The organism is Cerasicoccus frondis (assembly GCA_031296915.1).
In the GTDB taxonomy this organism is placed as follows: Bacteria; Verrucomicrobiota; Verrucomicrobiia; order Opitutales; family Cerasicoccaceae; genus Cerasicoccus; species Cerasicoccus frondis.
Genome location: JAVDPC010000034.1, coordinates 26,017 through 45,323 on the forward strand (window position 1 = coordinate 26,017; position 19,307 = coordinate 45,323).

Below are 19,307 nucleotides of genomic sequence, written 5' to 3' on the forward strand. Positions count from 1 at the left end.
GTTGAAATTCACGACACTAAGGTGTGCAGTTGCCGCCTGACAAGTCGCAAGCAAGGCTTGGCAATTCAAAATTTCTTTGGGTCGATTGGAGCGTCCAGTGAAGCTTATTTGTCAGTCTCGACTGACTGTTGGGCTTCCTTGTCGTTGAGCGCGTGGACTCCAGTGCCTACGATGTAGCGCTTGCCGCGGTAGCTGGCGACTTGGGCGAACCACCACTTCGGGCGTATGTCGCTGGGCTTGTTCGATGGCCAAACCGCGAAGGTCCAATAGCCCTTGGGGTGATTCAAGGCGCCTGAGATGAGCCCATAGACGAACGCTTCCTGGGCGGGTGTGAACTCGTGGTCTACGGCATCCTGGTAAAGCGGATCATACAGCAGTGTGCCGTTATCGCTGAGCACGAACAGGTGCGACTTATCGAAGTCGAACAACCATTCGCCTTTATTGAGGGACGGGAACGCTTTTTCCCCCTGCAGTTGAATCAAGGATACGGCGTCTTGCACGACGTTGCGGACCATGAGGCGCTCCATTTGCCAGTTGCTTTGCGCGGCGCAGAGCACGTATTCCGGCTCTTTGTGTTCGGGCAGCGTCAGCACATAAAAGTCGCCGTAGCCCAGGTCGTAGGGATCGTGCTCGATGTGAATATTGCGGACATAGGTTTTGGTGCTGGCGTCCAGAGTTTTAATCATCGAAGAGTGGGCAAATGGCTTTGCATTGATCTCGCTTACGTTGAGCAGGTAGCCATCGGCATTGTCGGCGTTCGGCCAAGCCAGAACGTGGCCCGATTCTGCATCAATCACATAGAGGCCAAATGTGTGCCGGTTCCACTTGGACTTTCCTTCATTTTGAAATGTCGCGATCGCCTTTTCGGGGTCCTTGCCGATCATTTCGGCCGCCTCATTCATGGAATAGAGAATTTGCGCGGCCGTCAGTTTATCATTGGCGTAAGAGTCAGTGTTAAAAAACATCTGACTGACTTGCGCCTGTGCGGTCAGCCAGGTTGAGAGCAAAAACAATGTGGCCGCGTGGCGTAGCATGTGTGCATCGTTTAGGGAATTGCCGTCCGTGACAAACCCGTGTTTGTGACAATTCAGTTAAGAGTGATCTGGCTTTCCGATATTGGCTTACTGCCTTGGCGGCTTCTGACAGCGGGGCGCCTGATGGACACGCGGCAGGGGCTAATACTCCCGGGCATGATCATAATCATAGTTTTCGGAGACTTTCCAGCGGAAGTATTGTTGCCCATCGGTGTAAGCCTCAGTGACGGCGAGCGTTTCTTGATTGCTTCTTTTGACGAATACGCGCTCCCATGTCTTGAGGTCGCTTGATGTCTGTAGTTCGCAAATCATGCCTTCTACGTTTTCGGCGGTGATTTTCACCCGCTGTGAGCCTGTAGACTCCACATTGGTCGAAGGCGATAGTGGCTGATCGATGCCGCCGTCACCCGCCAAAAGGTTTGTGAATGGCGATCGCTCATAGGCGCATTCCTTGATTTTCAGGACGCCAGTTTCTTCGATGTAAGCGTAATCGACAGGAAAAATCAGCCGAACCCAACCGTAGCGTGTTCTACCGTTTCGGACAATCTTAACGGCCAGATAGCTGTCCAGGCTGGGTGGGCCGCCCAATATATCATACCCGATATGGGGCAGGTCGCCAGAACGCCAAGTCCGGTATTCGTTATTTACCGGGCTGCCTTTCAGGATGGTGTTGAATGTGTAAAAAGGCTCATCGTATGGCAGGCCAATATCCCAAACACCCACATACACGCCCGTCCGGGTCGTCAGAGAGAGCCAGTACTGATACCTTCCGTTGCTATATGTGGTTTCGACATAAAAGTTAATGTCGGCGCCGCCATCCTTATCGACGTCGACGGTGTATGGCGCCGATTGTCCCACGCCATAGGAATTCCGCATCACGCGGATATCGAGCTGTGTGTGAATGTATTCTGCTCCAGCTATCGCACAAGACAGGTAAATTAGGGGAATGTAAATTCGCCACATCCGAAAAACATTGAGTAACGCAAGTGGGGTTTGCACTCAAAATCGTCGTTCTTGGTCAGTCAGTGGGAAATTTTAACCTGTCTGTTGCCACACTTTTCGACCGAACTGAATAAATCAGCTAAGCCGTTAAGGGTTCATTCATGTTGAGGGAGTATAATGGGAGGCGCTACTAGGCATTCACCATGCTCCATTGTGAGCTAAGCCAAAACCACTCAACTACTATTCGCTATGTATCGCACCTTCCCTCCAAGTCTTTTGTTCACGCTCATGACGCTGTTCGTCGGCGCGTCCATTGCCCACTCTGCACTGGTGCTGCATCTGGACGTGGCTAATCAGCAAATGACGTTGGTTGGCTCTGGGCCCTTCACCGACCTAACTGGTGACGCGGATGACCCGTATTGGATTCGCTTTAGCACCGATAGCTCGACGACCGGGACATTTTATGAGGAATATTTGCCGGATGACTTTGGCTACGTGAACGGGATGGGCAATGACCAACACTTTTTCGGAGACAGTAGTGTCGTTCAAGTTAAGGATAACGGCCAGCAACTGATCATTGAATTATACTTTCCCGCTTCTGGCCCGTCAACTGAGGGGTATTTAACTGGCGGCGTAGTGATGGATTACATGTCAATCACGGGAAACTTAGCCACGGCTATTGGCGATGGCAGTGGGCTATTCGGTAAATCCATGACGCCGTTGATGCCGAATCCGAATGCGACGTTCCCGTTCGATCCGGACTACGCGATAAGCATCGTTTCGGAGCTCCCCCCCATCCCCGAACCCTCGACAATCTATGCCTTCGTCTGTGGTCTGGGCTTGATGGGGCTCGTCGCATATCGACGAATTCATTCTCAGCGTAGAGCATTGAAAACGCAGCAGTAGCTCATTGCTAATCGGTCGCGCGGCTGTTGACGGCCTTTTGCTGTCTTGGATTCATTGTGTGGCATTTGGAGATTACCTGACATTCTTAAATTGGCTAGGCAACTTCATCCGTGTTTGCGCCAGTGGCGCAACTCTCCGATGCCGCGGGACGCTGCTACCACGTTTCCACACATGCTGCGAGCGCGTCATCCGCGATTTGCAGCGTGGCGTCGATGTCGGCGTTGGTGTGGGCGGCGCAGAGGAACCAGTTGTGGTGCGGGTGCAGAAAGGCGCCGCGCTTCATGGCCTCGGCGCACCATTGCTGCTGGCGCACGAAGTTGGTTTCTTCGGTGAGGCGATAAAAGGGGACCGCTGGCGGGCCGCTGGGCAGGATTTCGTGGCCGTGCTTTTCGCCGATTTTCACGAGGCCGTCGGCTAGGCGTAGGCCGGTTTGTTTGATCTGCGCAATGACGCTATCGCGCTCGATGATCTCCAGCGTTTTGAGGGCGGCGGCCATGGGGACCGCGCTGTTCCAATAGCTGCCGGTCAGGAAGACTTTGCTGGCGGCGACGCGCAGGTGCTCGGCGCCGAGGGCGGCGGAAATCGGGTAGCCATTGCCCAGTGCTTTGCAGAAGCAAACGATGTCTGGCGTGTAGCCAAACTCCGCATGACTGCCGCCGATGTTCAGGCGGAAGCCCCCGCGAATATCGTCGCTGATCAGTACGATGCCGTTAGCGCGGCAGATCTTTTCGAGGCCGGCAAAAAAGCCCTCGGCGCCGAATACGCTGTCGGCAAACACCGGGTGATGCCACGGACTGACAATCAGCGCGGCGATCTGGCCTTTGTATTTATCGACGAGCCCCTCGAACGCGGTCAGGTCGTTGAAAGCAAAACTATGGATGTGCTCGCGGTCTTCATCAATCAGGCCGCCATGGCCCGGTGTACACCACGGATCGACGCCGTGGTAGGAGCTCTTGAAGCGGATGATCTTTTTGCGCTTGGTGTGTTCGCGCGCGACTTGGATTGCCCACGTGGTGACGTCGCCGCCGTTCTTGGCCAGCACGCCCCAGTCGGCAAAGTCGACCAGCGACACCAGCTTCTCAACGAGCTCCACGAAGCGCTCGGTGGGGTGGTTAAAACAGTTGCCGAGCTCGCGTTGCTTCGCGGCGGCTTCGTCGACTTCCGGGTGATTGTAGCCGAGGATGATCGGTCCGTAGCCGCACATGAAGTCGATGTATTCATGGCCGTCGACATCCCAGTAGCGGCAGCCGTCGGCCTTCGCCGCATAGTAGGGACTGGCGCCGGGCAGGCAGGCCGCGGGGCTCATGTGACCATAGATGCCGCCGGGCGCGACCTTCGATGCGCGCTCAAACAAAGACAGGGATTTTTCGTAATGCGAACTCATCGTTGGGAAGTCTTGTGAGCTTAAAATTCTTGGCCTGAGATGAAAGATTTTTGGTGGAGCCCGGTGTCCCTACCGGGCTGTTTCAATTGGTTGGCGCTTGGGCGACGCAAGCCCGGTAGGGACTCCGGGCTCCACCCGTAATTCATTTGGGCGGATCGATGAAGCCCTGCACGCGCTCCATCAGGGCGTTGAGGTGGTCGGCCAGGGGCGCGAGGCCCACGATTTTAATGTCGCCGCGGCCGACGGCGGCCATCGAATCGAGGCGGTCGAGCACGGCGTTGGCGGCGATGGTGGAGTCCTTGAAAATCACGCGGACAGCGGGCTCGGTCGGCGGTTCGCCAACGCCGCTTTTTAAGGCGCCGCTCACAAAATTGATCCAGCGCGGCGTGCCGTTTTCGCCTAGTTGGAAGGCGGCAAGACCCTGCGGTCCACTGGCCAGCCATTCGCGGCTCTTTCGCTCTGCAACGCAAAGTTGGCAGGTCGCGCGCAGCGCCAGGCCGATCGACATTGGCGCAAAGAGTTGGCGGAAGTTTTCATCGGCCAGCTGTTCGTCGCTGGGCTTGAGCCACGACTCCATTTCTTTGGTCAGCGCGATGAAGGTCTTCATCTTGCCGAGGCCGCTGAAGCCCTTGAGCGGAAGCGGGGGCAGGGCGGGCTTTTCAAAAAACGTTGCCGCGGCCTGGCCGTCGCTGAGGAACATCAGCTCGATGCCCGTTGGCGAATCGCCCGCAATGTATTCGCAACCTTTCGACTTAAAGAAGTAACTTGCGCGCAACCCCGAGCGCGTGCGAAAGCAAAGCGAGAAGCCGTTGTCTTTGAGCAGCGCCTGCGCCTTCGGCGACGCCTTGATCACATCGTCCAACGTCGGAAACACCGCGTGCAAAAACAGGCGGGCTTGGAGATGCTTCAGGGCAACGACGGAGTTCATGGCGGTTACTAAGAAGAGAGAGGAAATGCTGACCTAGCAATTTTGATCATCACTCTTATCTTGTTTATCAAAAATATCTTTTAGCGCATTTGGCGCAAGCTCGGGGTGCTGTCGATAAATGGGGAAAAAGATGCTGGATCCAAGTGTGGCTAATACATGCCCAACTACAAGCGCCAGTTCACGGTGTTCATCTTCGCTTAATGCTTCTTTAGACTTATCCAATACCTCAATTAAGCTATCTTGGTATGCTGACGTGATGTCGGAGAGCTCTTTTGCAAGTGCTCGGTCTGGAACATTGGCGTGGTAGACTTGCATCAGTTGAGGAGTATAGTTCGCTACGTTATCTAGGCCAGCGACGCCAGTCTTTTCAAAATGTCGAGCGGGTGCTGTTGCGGGCGGACGAGGACCATTTTGGCCTTGGTGTCGGCGAGTCGCTCGGGGTTGTCGAGGAGCGGTTTGACCAGCTTGGGGAGCTGCCCGGCGCGGTTCATGACGAGATCGATGCCGTGGGCGCGCATGAACTTCACCGTGATCCACTCCTGCGGCATGATGCCGCCGAGGCCGTTGAAAATGATCGGGCAGCCGGCGAGAATACTTTCGCTCGTGGTGCCGGTGCCGGGGCGCGCGACGACTGCTGAGGCGCATTGCAGCAGCTTGAACATTTCGGTGAAGTAAGGCAGCGGCTTGATCCTGATTTCCGGGTTCGCGATGCCCCACACGTTGAGCGCATCGAGCGCGACTTCGTTGCGGCCGCAGAGCGCGACGACTTGCGGGCAGACTTTGGCGCGGGCCAGTCCGTCGAGCAGGTCGAGGTGGTTGTTAGCGCTGTTGGCGCCCGTTGCGAGCACGAGAATGAATTGGTCGGGATCGAGCCCGAGCGTGTCGGTGATCCACTGGCGCTTGGCCTCGGGCGAGAGCGGGTCGGCCCAGAACCCGGGGTTGAGCATGAAGCCGCCGACGTGGTTTTTATCCGCGGCCATGCCAAGGTGGGCAGCCCAGTCGCAGGTCTCCTGCACGGCGCCGATAAAGCCATCGCTCGCGGGGTTGACCCAGTGCTTGCTGAAGCCGTAGCCGCCGAACAGCTCGCCGCAGTAGGTGAGGCACTTAACCTTGTCCGCTCCGAGCACTTCCTTGGCCAGCGCGAAGAAGCCGTGGTTCAGGTGCGCGTGCGTGCTGACGATTACGTCCGGGCGGACGCGTAGGAGCTCTTCGGCAAAGCGTTCGCGGCCCTTGATCGCTGAGGCCTTGCGGTGCATCGCGGCGAGCTCGAGGAAATTGAAATACCCGTGGTGAAGCCAGGGCGCATGCAGCTGAATCCAGTTGTAGGTTTCGACGCCAAACTTGTAGAGGCCGTCGAGGCTCTCGAGCGTCTGAAAGATTTCGACTTGGATGCCGAGGCTGGCGGCGGAAGGATGCTCGGCCCAGGCCTTGAGCGAACGCGCGCGCATGTCGTGACCGCCGCCGGTGCTCGATGTCAGCACCAGAAGCTTCACGACTTCTTCTTTTTCTTTTTAGCGACTTTGGCCTGCTTGTCGGCTTTGGCTTTCTTGGCGGTTTTCTTCGTTTTGGCGTCCTTTTTCTTGGAAGGCTTTTTGACCTCCTTTGCGGCGGACTTCGACTTCTTGGCAGCCTGCTTTTTCTTCTTCGCCTTTTCGGCGGCCTTGGCCTTTTTCTTTTTCAGAATCTTCTTCAGCTTCGGGCGATCGCACTTGGCCACGATGTAGCCCACGCACTTTTCGCTGCCGCAGCGGCAGGGGTGGTCGAGGAAGCACTCGATGCTGTAACCGTAGTCGAAGGACAGCTCGTCGTCCTTCTTAATGTCCTGCTTGGCGTAGATGAAAATGCGGTCCTCTTCGTTGATGGCCTCGCAGTTTTCCTCGCAGCTGTGGTTGATGTATTTGGCGGGGTTGTTGTCGGTGTTGCCGTCGAGGTCGTATTCCTCGTTGAGGTCAAAAATGTAAACGAGCCCTTCGCCGGACTTGCGGGCCTTGGCGTCCCACTCGAGGCAGCGCTTCTCGGACTCGGCCTTCGGGACGAGCTCACCGATGTATTCGATGATCTTCTCGCCTTCTTTGATGTCGACCCGCGCAAACATCCCCTGATTGTGAATTGAGGAGCCGCGCAGTTCCCAGACCGGTTTCTTTTTCTTTGCCATAGTTGCCAGTATCGCGCGCATTGAAGCCGCTGCGGCCCCATTTAACAAGCGCAAATCCCCAGCATCCTGCCAACGTGTGATTTAACCGCAGAGAACGCAGAGAGCGCAGAGCCAGCAAACGCTAAGCTAATTCTCCATAAGATTCTTATACAAAAAAAATTCAGATTCATCTCTCTGCGTCCTCCGCGTTCTCTGCGGTTAATTCTTTTGTTCCTGTTTTCGGCGCCAGAGGTATTTCAGGCAGTCGACAATGCCGGCAAAGCGGTAGCTGGAATCAACGTAGTGCTCGATCACATAAAACATGAAATAATAAATCCGCGCGGCGCTCCAAATAACAGCCATGATCACCACTGCCCGCACCCAGATTCGTGCATCGAGCACCACGATCAGCGACGACATCAGCAAAATCACCGCAAACAGCGCGGCCTTGACGAAGATCCACCGGGGGCTCAAATCTTGAGAAAGGCGCATGTAATTAAATATCACCATAAAACGGCCGATAACTTGCTTAGATAGATTTGTTCGATGAACTGGCTCGCGCACGTAACCCTCTCGCCGCCGAATTGCGAAATGCAGCTCGGTAACTTGCTGGCCGATCTACTCAAGGGCCGCAAGTGGCCGGAGATGAGCGACGATCTCGGCGCGGGGATTAAGCTCCATTACCGCATCGACCACTACACGGATTCTCATGAACTGTGGAAGCGCAGTTGTCGCCGTCTGTCTGAGCGTGGTTACTTGCGTGGGGTGGTGATCGATGTGGTGTATGACCACTTTCTCACGAAGCACTGGATGAACTTTGCAACGCAAAGCATGCGCGATTTTCTGGACAACTTCTACGTCGAAACCGAGCAATACACCGAGGGCTTGCCGGATGATGCGCGCGCGTTTGTGGAGTCGGTGGTGGAGAGCGACCGGCTTGGACGTTACGGCGACCCGAGGTCCATCCACCGCGCGATGGCGCGCATTGACGAGCGTCTGTCCGAGCGCATTCGTCGCCGTGAAACCATGACGCAATACATCCCGCTCTTGGCGGATGCTTATGTCGGCATCGAAGAAGATTTCCTGGAGTTCTTTCCGCAGCTCATGGAACACGCGAACGAGGCGTGTTTGGTTTCTTAACCGCAGAGAACGCAGAGGCTTTGTTTAATTCGCACTCAGTGGCTCTGCGTTCTCCGCGTTCTCTGCGGTTTAAAATTCGTTACACGAGTCCCGCGAGCTTGGCGAAGGGATCGTTGCCGGGGTCTTCGTTCCAAGTGTATTCGGCGTAGCGGGCGGCTTCGTGCGCGGCGTCGAGGTCCATGACTTCGGCAATCAGCGCGAGGGCCATGTCCATGCCTGCGGTGACTCCGGCGCTGGTGTAGGTGTTGCCGTCGGCGACCCAACGCGCTTCAGCGATCCACTCGGTCTCGGGGCCTTGCGAGGTGGCCCAGGCGTAAGCGAGCTTGTTGGTCGTTGCGCGCTTGCCGTCGAGGAGCCCCGCTTTCGCGAGCAACCCCGCACCCGTGCAAACCGAGCACACGTATTGTGCGTTGTCGGCGAGGGTGCGCAGGCTGGCAAGGAACGCCGCGTTGTTCACTTCGCGGCGGGTTCCTTGGCCGCCGGGGACAATGAGGATGTCGACGCGCGTCGCGAGGTCGGCGTCGGCAACTGCGGTTGGGCCTTGCGCGCTTTGGATCGGGCCAACGCGTTCGCCGAGCATGACGATTTTAAACTGCTCCGGGTAGCGGCCAAAGAATTCCAGCGGACCAAAGACATCGAGTATCTCGAAGCCTTCGAAGAGGACCATGCCGACGGTGAGTGGCGCGCTCATCGTTACTCCGTGACCCATTGTTGGAAGACTAGGCAGACGCGGTCTTCCCCAAATCCAGCGGCGAATTCCCATGCGTTCCAGGGACGCAGTTCCGGGCCGTTGGGAAAGCGCGGATGGAGGATTTTCTTGTCCGGATCTTTCGCGAGGAGCTCTTGCCAGAGGGCCTGGATATCATCCGTTTCGATGCGAAAGAGCGGTGCTGGATTCTTGGCATATTCCGCCTCGTCAATGGCCAGGTGAAACTTGACGCCATCGCGCACGACCACGCATAGGCCGGGCTCCTCGTGGAGAATGCTAAAGCCGATGAAGTCGACGAAGAAGGCCTTCGCGGTGGTGAGGTCTGGGTAGAAAATGCCGGGGGTAACGCTGTTAAATTTCATACTAGGTGAGTGGTTACTTTGCGATGCAGAGTTAAAGCAGCAGCCAACTGCCGAGGCCGAGGAAAACCGCGAAGCCCACGATGTCCGTGGATGCGGTGAGGAACATTTGGCTGCTCTGCGCGGGGTCGAGTTTGAATTTTCGCAGCGTGATGGGGATCAACGCGCCGGCGAGACCGGCATAAGTCATCGAGATAATCATCGCTGCCAGGATCACGCCCGCTACATCCCAATGCCCGGCCAGGATGCCTACGGCGAGCGCCGCAGTAATGCCCACCAAGATGCCGCTCAGGCCCGCTTTGGCGGCTTCGCGGAGGAGCACTTTGCGCGCGTCCTGGTCTTCGAAATCGCCGAGCGCCAAGGTGCGGATAACGATGGCCAGTGTCTGCCCGCCGGCGTTGCCGCCGAGGCTAGCGACGATCGGCATGCACACGGCGAGGATCGTCATGTGGCTGATCTGATCTTGAAACATCGAGATCACGCCGCCGGCAAAAAACGCACTGAGCAAGTTAACAAACAGCCACGGGCTGCGGCGTTTGACGCTTTCGGTGATGGCGTCGCTGAGGGCTTCGTCGCCACCCGCGCCGAGGGCCTTTTGAAAGTCTTCCGTGGCCTCCTGTTGGATAATGTCGATGATGTCGTCGTCTGTGACGATCCCGAGCAGGTGGTTGTCGTCGTCCACGACGGGCAGCGCGTGGAAGTTGTGCTGCGCCATGATCAGGGTGACTTCTTCCTGGTCGGTCAGCACGTTGAGCACTCCGCGGACCTCGGTCTTCATGATGTCTCCGATGATCTCGTTGGTCTTGGCCATCACGAGGTCGCGCATCGACACAATGCCCTCCAGGTGGTTTTCCGCATCGACCACGTAAACGTAGTAAATGTGCTCCAACTCGTCGTCGAGCGTGTGGAGGTGGTCAACGGCCTGTCGCACGGTCCACTCCTTGGTCACCGTGGCGACGTCGGTCGTCATGATGCCGCCCGCGGAGTCCTCCGGGTAGCTGATCAGCGTGCGGACGGTTTCTGCGGTCTCGGGGTCGACGTCCTTGAGGAGGCGGTCCTGGTTGACCACTTCCATGTCGGCCACGATGTCCGCCGAGTCATCCGGGTCGAGGGCCTCGAGGACCTTCACCGCGCGGGACTGGCGCATCGCCTCGATGACCTCCGCCGCGTGCTCGCTGTCCATTTCGGAAAGCACGTCCGCCACGCCCTCAATGTTGAGCAGGCGCAGGACGACGCGTCGGTCGTCGACGGGCAGGCGGGTCAGCAAGCGGCCAACCGTATAAGGCGACGTTCGGGCGAGCTTCTCCTTTTCCAGTGCGTTGAGCGTGTTGGCTTCGGCGAACTGCAAAAGCTCGTCCAATGAATACTCATCGGGCGATACCGGGCTCTCGGGAAAAGGCATATCAGTCTGGCTCATAACGTCGACTCCGGCCTAACACCATGGCCCCCATTTTCACAACTTCAAGCCAACATCCCGGCAGCGTGCCGCTGCACCCAAAGATTTTGCTCCGCCATCTCCGCAAGCTCCGTCACATTGTGAAAATGGGCTTATCGGGGCGTTAAGGGCATGGGAGATACGTGTGGTCGCGAGGAGAGGGGTGGCCCAAAGGTGGCGCGGATCGTCTCGATCCGCAGTTTCAGTCTGTTGGCCAGCGAGTCGCTCAACGGATCGAGACGATCCGCGCCACCTTTGGGTCACAAAAAAACGCCCCAATCGACTGGCTGAGGCGTTTTGTTGGCATTTGCGCACTGCGCAAATCTATGGATGCAACCGCAGGTTGCCTATGGGTGCAGCGGCACGCTGCCTAAATGAACAAGTTCGTGCCGGTGTCGCTGGAGGCGCCGAGGAATTCGGCTACGCCGCCGAGCTCGACGCCGTCGATCAGCTCTTCTTCGCGGATGCCCATGGCGTCCATCGACATCGTGCAGGCGACCAGGCGGACGCCGTTTTTAACGGCTTCCTGCATCAGCCCGGGTAGATTGGGCAGATTTTTGTCGGCCATGCGCTGCTTCATCATCGCGGTGCCCATGCCGGCCATGTGCATTTGCGAGAGCGGGAGCTTGCTCGGGCCCTTGGGGAGCATCCAGCCGAACAGCTTGTCCATGAAGGTTTTCTCCGGAATCGCGGGCCCGTGGTCCTTGCGGAGGACGTTCAGCCCCCAAAAGGTGAAGAAGATCGTGGCTTCGCCGCCCATGGCAACCGCGCCGTTCGCGATGATAAACGTGGCCATGGCCTTGTCCAGATCACCGGAGAAGCAGACCAGCGTCGCGCCCTTGCGGGTGTTGCTGACCGGCGCGCCGCTGCTGGCGGGGGCCGGGGCATTGCTCAGGGCGACGCGGCCCACGACCAGACCCTTTTCCTTGACCACATCGAGGCACTCGTAGCCGTTGGCGCGGCAAAAGGCCGGCAGGTCTTTCTTGAAGCCGGCGTCGGACGCCGTGACTTCGAGCACCTGGCCGGGCTGGAGCGCGGCGACGGCGTCTTTGACCTTGAGGATCGGTCCCGGGCAGGCGAGGCCGCAGGCGTCGAGTTTGATCGTTTCGAGGTTTTCGGCGAGTGGGTGGGCCATGGTATGGGCGGATGGTTGCAGTGAAGGGGGGGGCGCGGGCGTCTCGTCGTTGGCTTGCAGGCTGGGCTCGACCCGGCGTCCGCCGACGTGGGCATAGGTATCGAAGCCGTTCTGGGCCAGGATGCGGGCCGCGAAATAGCTCATCTTGCCGAGCGCGCACATGGTCAGCACGGGCTTGCTCTTATCGAGCTCGCTGAGGCGGGTGCGCAGGTCGTTGAACGGGATGTTCAGCGAACCGGGGATCGGCTGCAGCTCGACCATTTCCACCGGGCGCACGTCGATGAGCTGTGCGCCTTCGGGGGCTTCGGCGAGGGTGAAAACGGGTTTCACGAAGCCGTCGCGGAAGTTGTTGGCCGAGAAGGCGGCGGTGTTGAGGACATCCTTGGCCGAGCCAAAGGGTGGCGCGTAGGCGAGCTCCAGGTGCTCGAGGTCTTCGACGCCGAGCTTACCCTTGATCGCGGTGGCGAGCACATCGAGGCGCTTGTCCACGCCGTCCGCGCCGAAGGCCTGGCCGCCGAGGATTTTGCCCGTGGCCTTGTCCCACAGCAGCTTGACGGTTACGTGGGTCGCGCCGGGGAAATAGCCCGCGTGGTTGTAGTCGGTGACGATGGTCTTGCCGAAATCAACGCCCAGTTGCTGGAGGCGCTTTTCGGTGTGGCCGGTGACCCCCGCCGTGACGTCGAACACGCGGACAATGGCCGTGCCGATCGAGCCCGGGTAGGGGCGGGCGCTGACGCCGGAGAACATGTGGTCGGCTGCCGCGCGGCCCTGGCGGTTGGCCGGGCCACCGAGCGGAATCGCGGCCGGGCCACCGAGAATGGGGTCCACGGTTTCGCAGACGTCGCCAATTGCGTAGATGTCCGGGTCGTTCGTTTGCAGGTGGGCATTGGCCTTGATGTGGCCGCGGGCGCCGAGCTCGAGGCCCGCATCCTTGGCCAAACCGCTTTCCGGACGGACGCCGATGGACAAAATAATCAGGTCGGTCTCAACGGAGCTGCCGGACTTGAGCTTGGCCGAAACGGCGTTGCTGGCGGCTTCGAAGGACTCCACGGCGTCGCCGAGCACGAGGTTCACGCCATTGTCGCGCAGCTCGGCTTGGACGGCTTGGACCATTTCGGGGTCCATTTGCGGCAGCACTTGCTCCTGCAATTCGACGAGCGTGACGCTCTTCTTAATATGAATGAGCTGCTCGGCCATTTCGAGGCCGATGAAGCCGGCGCCGATGATCAGCACGCGCTGGGCGGAGCTGGCTGCGGCCTTGATGCGGTCCATGTCCTGCAGGTTTCGCAGGGTGAGGACTTGCGGCAGGTTGATGCCGGGCAGCGGCGGGCGCAGCGGGGAGGCGCCGGGCGAAAGAACGAGCTTGTCGTAGGGCAGGTCTTCCTCGGCGCCAGATTTCAAGTCCTTGATTTTCAAGGTCTTGGCGCCACGGTCGATGGACACGGCCTCGGTGAGGTTGCGCACGTTCAGCTTGAGCATCGCGGTGAGCGATTGCGGGGTTTGGACGGCCAGCTTGGAGCGGTCCTGGATTTCACCGCCGATGTGGTAGGGCAGACCGCAATTGGCGAAGGACACGTCGGGCCCGCGCTCAATGACGGTGATTTCGGCGTCTTCGCTGAGGCGACGGGCGCGGGCGGCGGCCGAGGCGCCACCGGCAACGCCACCGACGATGACGATGCGTTGGGGGGAGGGGGACTGACTGGTTTTGGGGTTCATGATGCTGGTGCGATGGAGGGCTATTGGGCGGTGGATTCTTCGGCGATGGTGCCGAGCGTGCATTGGAAGGAATGACAGAAGTGCTTGATGGTATTTAAGTTAAGCGAATACCGAACTTGGTTGCCGCGATGCTCCGCATGAAGGAGTCCGCCTTCACGAAGGGCTTTCAGGTGTTGGGATACCGTGGGCTGGGCTAGGGGGAGGGTATTGACCAGCTCCCCGCATGAACTGGGGCCATGCTGTTGCAGATGCGTCACGATCGCGATGCGAGCTGGGTGGGCTAGACATTTGGCGAAGTCTGCGAGCTCGATTTGCTCGGAAGTGAAAATGTTGGATTTCGAGAAGGTCATGATTGTATATTGTAAATATACGATAATAGTAGCGGTTTCGACCAAATCCTTTCACGAAAAATGCGGAATTTTTGAATATTCAGGCATTTTCCTGGGTTAACTGGTAAGTTCGTGTCACGGAATGCATTTGCCTTCTGTGCAGATAGGTCTTCATTATGACCCAGTTTTTTGAATGGCTGGACCGATTCGCAGATTTGCTCACCGACGAGGTGGGGTGGCTGTCGCCTTGCTTTGTTTGGCGACGGCTTGCTTGTGCGCTCAGGATTCCGTCGAGGCGGAGAGCGAGGGGAACTCGATTTCCGAAGAAGCCGCGCCGACATCCCTTAGTGCGATGCCGGTCAAAATGATCTCCGACTGGCCGGAATGGCGTCTAAAAATTTTGGCGGGCGACGACGCTTTACAACTCGGCCTGCCGGGTTTGGCGGAAGGATTCTATCGCGGCGTGTTGGAAAAGAATCCTGATTTGAACAGTGAGGCTAAGGCGTTGCTTGGCGTTAAATTGGCTTCGGCTTTGATTGCTCAACGACGTTTCAGTGAGGCCAGGGAGGCCCTCCCCCCTGAGCCGGGCGCGATTGCGCAAGCGGTCACCCTGCGGCGCGCGATTTTGGCCTATCACGAGGGAAATTTAACCGCCACGGCTAATTTACTGTCCAGGATTCGTCCTGCAGACCTGAGTTTGGCGGATCAGCCCTGGTATTTCTTGCTGCAAGGCATGGAAGCTCGTGCGCGGGGAGATCAGACGGCGAGCGCCGTCGCCCTCGAAGAAGCCTTGGAACTGGCGGTGTCGCCAGCTCAGCAGGCGCAGATCGAGGCGGTGCGGCTCAAGGGCGTGGTCATGGCCGGTGAAGACGATCTCGAGACGCTCAAGACCTTGCAACGTCGTGTCGAGGATACTCGCGGCACGCGTGCGGGGTTTGATTTTGCCCGGCAAATGGCCGTGGTGCTCGACCGCTTGAACCGCAAAGACGAGGCCATCGCAGTCCTGCGCGACCAGATGAGCATGCTTACCGACCGCGAGAAGGCGGAAGCTGGTCAAATGCTGTTGCTGATTGGCCTGATCTCCGGTCGGGATTCCGCTCGGGGTCAACTGGCGTTTCGCGAAATTTTGGAAGGCAAAGGCGAGGTCGACACTCAGCGGTTGGCGTTGTATCTCCTCGCGGCATCGGCCACCCAACCGGGTGACAACCGCATGGCTTTTCGTAAGACGCTGGATGAACTGATAGCGAAATCCGGCCATCCATTAACCGACGAGTTGCTGATGCTCCGTGGGCGCTTATCTTTGGAGAGTGGCGATCCTGCGGCGGCGGAGGCGGATGTCCGCGCGTTGATCGAGGGCTACCCGGCCTCCCCCCTGGTGGGCAGCGCCCTGTGGCTGCGCGCCAATATCGCCTGGCAAGATGGGCGCTACCGGAGCGCTGCTGAGGCCTTGGGGCAGATTCGTGATAAAATGCCCGCTGGTCCCGCCCGGGTGCGCATTGGCGAGCAAATTGGCGACCTGCTATTCCTGAAGGGGGACTATGCCGCCGCCGCAGACATGTATTCCGGCGTGTTGAACGAGAGCAAGGTGTCCGTCTTTGAAAACATGCTTTTCTATCAGGCGATTCTGGCCAATACCCTGGCCGAACGCTGGAGTAATGCCCGGGCGCTGCTCGATGCAGATAGCAAATATCCCCTGGATATCCGTTGGCGCGCCGAATGGATTTACCTCAACGGCTTGCGCGCAGACGGTCAGGCACAAGCGGCGCGCGACCGGTTGAACCAGTTGATGATCAGCCAGCCTTTGCCGACAGATCAGGACCTGCGCTGGCGCATTCAGTGGCTCAGTGCGCGGCTCGCCTACGACACTGGCGCTTCGGAAGATGCAGCGCTGGAAGCCCGCATTCTGGCGTCGGAGGTCGAGCAGGTTGTGGCGTCGGAAGAGGGATGGCCCGTTATCGGCCCGGAAATCGTGAGCCACCTCCGGCTGCTGGAAGGGCAGGCGATGATCCGCTCGGGCAAGTCCGAGGAGGGGTTGGCCAAGTTGGCCAAGCTGCGCGAAGATTACCCCGGAAGCGATCCGGCGATTCTTTCTATATTAGAAGAGGCGCGTTACTTTGCGGGCAAGTTCAGTGACGCCGAGGCGCAGCGTCGCCTGCGTGAGCTGGCCGACCGTTACCGCGACAGCCCCCACGCGCCCGCTGCGCTTTATGAAGCGGCTATTCTGGCCGACCGACAGGGGTTAGAGTCCACGCGGCGGGAAGCGATTACCATTCTCAACGACCTGATCACGCGCTACCCGGATCACCCGCTGGTGTTCCGCGCGCGGTTGCTCCAGGGGAACATCGCGCGCCAATTAGGCGACTTCGGCGATGCCCGGTTGGTTTATGAAACGGTGATCCGCGACTACGCTAACCATCCAGAGGTTTACTTGGCCCAGCTTTACCGCGCCAACACGCTGCTGGCGCGCTCGGGCAACGACCCGGCGCTCCTTGATGAAGCGCAAAACGGCCTGGAGCGTCTGGACCAGCCCAGCGTGCCGATCGATGTCCGCGTCGAAGCCGGCTACACGCTGAGCCGCATTCAATTGCAATTGAACAACCCGCAGCGCGCCGCCGAAACGCTTTGGCTGGTGATTTCCCGCTACCTGCGCGACCCGTCGGCTGCCGCTGAGTTGGGTGTGAACGGCAAGTATTGGATGTCACGTTGCCTGTTGGAACTGGGCGACATCCTGGAGCGCGAGGGCAAGGTGGAGGACGCGCGCGAAGTGTATTCCCAGATTAGCAAATACGGCCTGCCCGGCCAAAACCTGGCCAGCGCCCGCCGGGAAAAACTGCGCCAACTCGCCGCCACCACCCCGGCGCAAAATTGAGGATTGCACCCATTGCTCACCGGCTAAACTAGTTCGCATTGATTTAAATGGAGTATTTCGACTTATCGCTCATCGAAAAGGGCGGCCCGATTATGTGGCCGTTGCTCGCGCTTAGCCTGCTGGGGTTTGTGTTCTTTGTGGAGCGTGCGCTCTATTTGCACCGGGGACAGATCCCGGCCAGCGCCTTTCTGGACGGCATTAAAAACCTTGTGCGCAAGCAGCGCGTGCTGGAAGCCCTGACCGTTTGCGAGGAAACGCCCGGGCCGACTGCCGCCATTGTGAAAGCGGCGTTGATGAACTTTGACCAGCCCGAGCCGAAAATCCGCTCATCGGTCCAGGAGGCGGCGATCATTGAGATCCCGGCGTTGGAGCGGCGGATCGGCACTATCGCGGCCATCGCCAAGGCGTCGCCAATTCTGGGCTTGTTGGGCACCGTGGTCGCGCTGATGCAGGCTTTTTCCGTCATGCAGGCGGAGGGGCCTTATGCAAATGCGTCTATTTTCTCCGGTGAAATTGCCGAAGCGCTGATCACCACGGCGACAGGACTCGCGATCGCCGTCATGGCCTACCTCGCACACCATTTCCTCCATGGCCGCGTCCGCGCGCTGGTGCACGATATGGAGTGGGTGGCCAATGAGATCATGCAGTTCCTTTTGTTGGATCTACCGGACGAAATGGCAGGGCAGGAAGCCACCAGCGAAACCGGCATTGAGGACCCGTTTATCCCGTCCGCCGATGATGAGCCCGAAGCCTCGCCCGCCGAAAAAACGACCTAAACTCTTCACTTCCACACCTCTCCACTGAGTAACTTATGTCGCTCGTTCAGCCACTCAATTTGCAAAGTCACCTGCGGACACCGCCCACCGGCGCGGATGTGGCGGCGCTGTTCGACGTGTTGCTGATTGTCGCGATGTTGTCGCTGTTGGGGTCGCGCTTTGTGTTCGCCCCGGGGAGCACAGTGGGGCTGGATGAACTGCAGTTGCCGGAATCCAGCTACACTGAGCTGATTGGCGTGCCGACGGTGGATGTGTTGACCCTGTTGCAGGACGACCGCGTCATTTACGACGGTCAATTCATGACTGCGGAAGCCTGGTCTCAGGCCTTGGAGCAGGACATGGTCGAGGTGCGCCGCACGAACAACGCCATCTTGCTGATCAAGGCCGACGCCAGGATCAGTTTGCAGGCGTTTTTGCGAATTTCAGATCGGGCGCGTGAAGCTGGCTACACTCGTGTCCAGATCGCCGAGCGGCCCGCCAAGCCAAATACCGGCCTGCAATCGACGAGGACCGGCGACATTGGATCGATTCTGCAATGAGCGACTCTGCGGCAGTGGGCGCCGGTGGGGCAGGGCGTCGCGAGGAAAATATTTGGCGCAACCCGATTGCCATCTGGGCCCTTGTGTTGGGCATCGTCGCGCATTTTGCGGGTTTTTTCGCCTTCAATCTCGAACTGCCCTCGGACGAAGTCGCCCCAACGCCGCCGCCGGAGATTTATTACACCGGGGCCAATGAACACCTCGACAAGCTCATGCAGGAGCAGTCGGAGTTGCTGGACTTTGAACCACTTTTTCTGCCGACGGCGCGCAATGCCTCGGTTTATTTGGATTGGGAGCAGTTGGTGGAGCGCACTCAGCCGTTTACAGACTTGCCCGCCCGTCTGCTAATCAGTGAGGAGCGTTTTCCGGAAGTGACGGATCGCGAGGAAACTCCGCTCAATGATCCGCAGGACATGCTGGAGCGCGATGCGGCTGGCAGTTTTGGCGCCTTTGGCCAGCTTTCGGATGGGCAGACGACGCTGACCAACCGAGGCGGTTCGGTTGAGGTTTACCGGGAGGGGAAACCGCAAATGGTTCTGCAGAAGGAGCTTAAATCCGGATTTTTTGATGAGGCCGGCAATAACCTGAGCGGCGTTCAGGAGTGGCGCTTGACGGTGGGCGAAGTTGGAGTCGTTGGTCAGCCCTTGTTGACTCGCGGCAGTGGATTAGAGTCTGTCGACGCGGCGGCGTCAGGGTATTTGGTGGCAAATATTCCTAAATGGGGCTTGGCGCCGGGCTATTATCGTGTTGTTATTGGCCCTTAAACCCGTTTTTCCCGCCAGTTCCTCGCTGGTGGAAAAATATTTTTAAAATTTTAATTGACGGAGAGGAATCCGCTTAGCAATCTCGCCAGCTTTCCGTTTTTTCCCGGTAACGGGAGGGAACGGTTTTTAATGCTCTGGTAGCTCAGTAGGTAGAGCGCGTCCTTGGTAAGGACGAGGTCGGCGGTTCAAGTCCGCTCCGGAGCTCCAT

19 protein-coding genes and 1 tRNA gene are annotated in these 19,307 nt (G+C 58.5%); 7 read left to right on the forward strand and 13 right to left on the reverse strand.

From position 1 onward, the window contains the following. Nucleotides 1-104: 104 nt before the first annotated feature. The gene (locus tag RBB63_RS20125) at nucleotides 105-1,034 is read right to left on the reverse strand and encodes a hypothetical protein (protein WP_309386968.1); all 930 of its coding nucleotides are present in this window, start codon (nucleotides 1,032-1,034) and stop codon (nucleotides 105-107) included. Between the two features lie 141 nt (nucleotides 1,035-1,175). Then, a complete protein-coding gene (locus RBB63_RS20130) occupies nucleotides 1,176-1,997 on the reverse strand; it encodes a hypothetical protein (protein ID WP_309386969.1) in 822 nt (273 codons plus the stop codon). A gap of 228 nt (nucleotides 1,998-2,225) precedes the next feature. Here RBB63_RS20130 and RBB63_RS20135 point away from each other — a divergent pair, with 228 nt between their 5' ends. Next, entirely contained in the window at nucleotides 2,226-2,882 is a 657-nt protein-coding gene (locus tag RBB63_RS20135) for a hypothetical protein (RefSeq protein WP_309386970.1), read from the forward strand. 154 nt (nucleotides 2,883-3,036) lie between these two features. Here the strand turns inward: RBB63_RS20135 and RBB63_RS20140 are convergent, their stop codons facing one another. The 6 genes from RBB63_RS20140 to RBB63_RS20165 form a co-directional block, all read right to left on the reverse strand. Then, entirely contained in the window at nucleotides 3,037-4,266 is a 1,230-nt protein-coding gene (locus RBB63_RS20140) for an aminotransferase class III-fold pyridoxal phosphate-dependent enzyme (RefSeq protein ID WP_309386971.1), read from the reverse strand. A gap of 142 nt (nucleotides 4,267-4,408) precedes the next feature. After that, a complete protein-coding gene (locus RBB63_RS20145; RefSeq protein WP_309386972.1) occupies nucleotides 4,409-5,194 on the reverse strand; it encodes a hypothetical protein in 786 nt (261 codons plus the stop codon). Nucleotides 5,195-5,227: 33 nt separating this feature from the next. After that, nucleotides 5,228-5,509 (reverse strand): hypothetical protein, encoded by a 282-nt coding sequence (locus tag RBB63_RS20150; protein WP_309386974.1) that lies wholly within the window; start codon nucleotides 5,507-5,509, stop codon nucleotides 5,228-5,230. A gap of 29 nt (nucleotides 5,510-5,538) precedes the next feature. Further along, nucleotides 5,539-6,687, reverse strand: coding sequence for a glycosyltransferase (locus tag RBB63_RS20155; RefSeq protein WP_309386975.1), 1,149 nt, complete (start codon nucleotides 6,685-6,687; stop codon nucleotides 5,539-5,541). Then, nucleotides 6,684-7,349: an SET domain-containing protein gene (locus RBB63_RS20160; protein WP_309386977.1), complete on the reverse strand. Its 666-nt coding sequence runs from the start codon at nucleotides 7,347-7,349 to the stop codon at nucleotides 6,684-6,686. The genes RBB63_RS20155 and RBB63_RS20160 overlap by 4 nt, the downstream gene beginning before the upstream one ends. 198 nt (nucleotides 7,350-7,547) lie before the next feature. Beyond that, on the reverse strand, nucleotides 7,548-7,820 hold the full coding sequence (locus RBB63_RS20165; protein WP_309386979.1) for a hypothetical protein: 273 nt from the start codon (nucleotides 7,818-7,820) through the stop codon (nucleotides 7,548-7,550). Between the two features lie 54 nt (nucleotides 7,821-7,874). On the opposite strand from RBB63_RS20165, the gene RBB63_RS20170 reads away from it, so the two are divergent. Then, nucleotides 7,875-8,468 (forward strand): acyl carrier protein phosphodiesterase, encoded by a 594-nt coding sequence (locus RBB63_RS20170; RefSeq protein WP_309386980.1) that lies wholly within the window; start codon nucleotides 7,875-7,877, stop codon nucleotides 8,466-8,468. A gap of 79 nt (nucleotides 8,469-8,547) precedes the next feature. Here RBB63_RS20170 and RBB63_RS20175 read toward each other — a convergent pair whose 3' ends face one another. The 5 genes from RBB63_RS20175 to RBB63_RS20195 all read right to left on the reverse strand — a co-directional run bounded on the left by RBB63_RS20175 (nucleotide 8,548) and on the right by RBB63_RS20195 (nucleotide 14,172). Next, a complete protein-coding gene (locus RBB63_RS20175) occupies nucleotides 8,548-9,159 on the reverse strand; it encodes a DJ-1/PfpI family protein (protein ID WP_309386981.1) in 612 nt (203 codons plus the stop codon). A gap of 2 nt (nucleotides 9,160-9,161) precedes the next feature. Beyond that, complete coding sequence (locus RBB63_RS20180; RefSeq protein ID WP_309386982.1) at nucleotides 9,162-9,539, reverse strand: VOC family protein; 378 nt, start codon at nucleotides 9,537-9,539, stop codon at nucleotides 9,162-9,164. Between the two features lie 31 nt (nucleotides 9,540-9,570). Next, complete coding sequence (gene mgtE, locus RBB63_RS20185) at nucleotides 9,571-10,953, reverse strand: magnesium transporter (RefSeq protein WP_309386984.1); 1,383 nt, start codon at nucleotides 10,951-10,953, stop codon at nucleotides 9,571-9,573. A gap of 388 nt (nucleotides 10,954-11,341) precedes the next feature. Beyond that, nucleotides 11,342-13,822, reverse strand: a complete 2,481-nt coding sequence (locus RBB63_RS20190; protein WP_309386985.1) for an FAD-dependent oxidoreductase — start codon at nucleotides 13,820-13,822, stop codon at nucleotides 11,342-11,344. Between the two features lie 20 nt (nucleotides 13,823-13,842). Further along, nucleotides 13,843-14,172 carry an ArsR/SmtB family transcription factor gene (locus tag RBB63_RS20195; protein WP_309386987.1) on the reverse strand — a complete coding sequence of 110 codons (330 nt, stop codon included), beginning with the start codon at nucleotides 14,170-14,172 and terminating at the stop codon, nucleotides 13,843-13,845. 172 nt (nucleotides 14,173-14,344) lie between these two features. On the opposite strand from RBB63_RS20195, the gene RBB63_RS20200 reads away from it, so the two are divergent. From RBB63_RS20200 to RBB63_RS20220, 5 genes are all read left to right on the forward strand, one after another. Then, on the forward strand, nucleotides 14,345-17,020 hold the full coding sequence (locus RBB63_RS20200; RefSeq protein WP_309386988.1) for a tetratricopeptide repeat protein: 2,676 nt from the start codon (nucleotides 14,345-14,347) through the stop codon (nucleotides 17,018-17,020). Between the two features lie 47 nt (nucleotides 17,021-17,067). Next, nucleotides 17,068-17,796, forward strand: coding sequence for a MotA/TolQ/ExbB proton channel family protein (locus tag RBB63_RS20205; RefSeq protein WP_309386990.1), 729 nt, complete (start codon nucleotides 17,068-17,070; stop codon nucleotides 17,794-17,796). A gap of 35 nt (nucleotides 17,797-17,831) precedes the next feature. Next, nucleotides 17,832-18,335, forward strand: coding sequence for an ExbD/TolR family protein (locus tag RBB63_RS20210; protein ID WP_309386991.1), 504 nt, complete (start codon nucleotides 17,832-17,834; stop codon nucleotides 18,333-18,335). Continuing rightward, the gene (locus tag RBB63_RS20215) at nucleotides 18,332-19,099 is read left to right on the forward strand and encodes a hypothetical protein (RefSeq protein WP_309386992.1); all 768 of its coding nucleotides are present in this window, start codon (nucleotides 18,332-18,334) and stop codon (nucleotides 19,097-19,099) included. The genes RBB63_RS20210 and RBB63_RS20215 overlap by 4 nt, the downstream gene beginning before the upstream one ends. 131 nt (nucleotides 19,100-19,230) lie before the next feature. Continuing rightward, nucleotides 19,231-19,306: transfer RNA gene (locus RBB63_RS20220), tRNA-Thr, on the forward strand. The last annotated feature ends 1 nt before the right edge of the window (nucleotide 19,307 follow it).

Bases quoted from the DNA above. Each gene is read 5' to 3' on its own strand.
- RBB63_RS20125 (WP_309386968.1), bottom strand. From the start codon at position 1,034: ATGCTACGCCACGCGGCCACATTGTTTTTGCTCTCAACCTGGCTGACC.
- RBB63_RS20130 (WP_309386969.1), bottom strand. From the start codon at position 1,997: ATGTGGCGAATTTACATTCCCCTAATTTACCTGTCTTGTGCGATAGCT.
- RBB63_RS20135 (WP_309386970.1), top strand. From the start codon at position 2,226: ATGTATCGCACCTTCCCTCCAAGTCTTTTGTTCACGCTCATGACGCTG.
- RBB63_RS20140 (WP_309386971.1), bottom strand. From the start codon at position 4,266: ATGAGTTCGCATTACGAAAAATCCCTGTCTTTGTTTGAGCGCGCATCG.
- RBB63_RS20145 (WP_309386972.1), bottom strand. From the start codon at position 5,194: ATGAACTCCGTCGTTGCCCTGAAGCATCTCCAAGCCCGCCTGTTTTTG.
- RBB63_RS20150 (WP_309386974.1), bottom strand. From the start codon at position 5,509: ATGCAAGTCTACCACGCCAATGTTCCAGACCGAGCACTTGCAAAAGAG.
- RBB63_RS20160 (WP_309386977.1), bottom strand. From the start codon at position 7,349: ATGGCAAAGAAAAAGAAACCGGTCTGGGAACTGCGCGGCTCCTCAATT.
- RBB63_RS20165 (WP_309386979.1), bottom strand. From the start codon at position 7,820: ATGCGCCTTTCTCAAGATTTGAGCCCCCGGTGGATCTTCGTCAAGGCC.
- RBB63_RS20170 (WP_309386980.1), top strand. From the start codon at position 7,875: ATGAACTGGCTCGCGCACGTAACCCTCTCGCCGCCGAATTGCGAAATG.
- RBB63_RS20175 (WP_309386981.1), bottom strand. From the start codon at position 9,159: ATGAGCGCGCCACTCACCGTCGGCATGGTCCTCTTCGAAGGCTTCGAG.
- RBB63_RS20180 (WP_309386982.1), bottom strand. From the start codon at position 9,539: ATGAAATTTAACAGCGTTACCCCCGGCATTTTCTACCCAGACCTCACC.
- mgtE (WP_309386984.1), bottom strand. From the start codon at position 10,953: ATGAGCCAGACTGATATGCCTTTTCCCGAGAGCCCGGTATCGCCCGAT.
- RBB63_RS20190 (WP_309386985.1), bottom strand. From the start codon at position 13,822: ATGAACCCCAAAACCAGTCAGTCCCCCTCCCCCCAACGCATCGTCATC.
- RBB63_RS20195 (WP_309386987.1), bottom strand. From the start codon at position 14,172: ATGACCTTCTCGAAATCCAACATTTTCACTTCCGAGCAAATCGAGCTC.
- RBB63_RS20200 (WP_309386988.1), top strand. From the start codon at position 14,345: ATGGCTGGACCGATTCGCAGATTTGCTCACCGACGAGGTGGGGTGGCT.
- RBB63_RS20205 (WP_309386990.1), top strand. From the start codon at position 17,068: ATGGAGTATTTCGACTTATCGCTCATCGAAAAGGGCGGCCCGATTATG.
- RBB63_RS20210 (WP_309386991.1), top strand. From the start codon at position 17,832: ATGTCGCTCGTTCAGCCACTCAATTTGCAAAGTCACCTGCGGACACCG.
- RBB63_RS20215 (WP_309386992.1), top strand. From the start codon at position 18,332: ATGAGCGACTCTGCGGCAGTGGGCGCCGGTGGGGCAGGGCGTCGCGAG.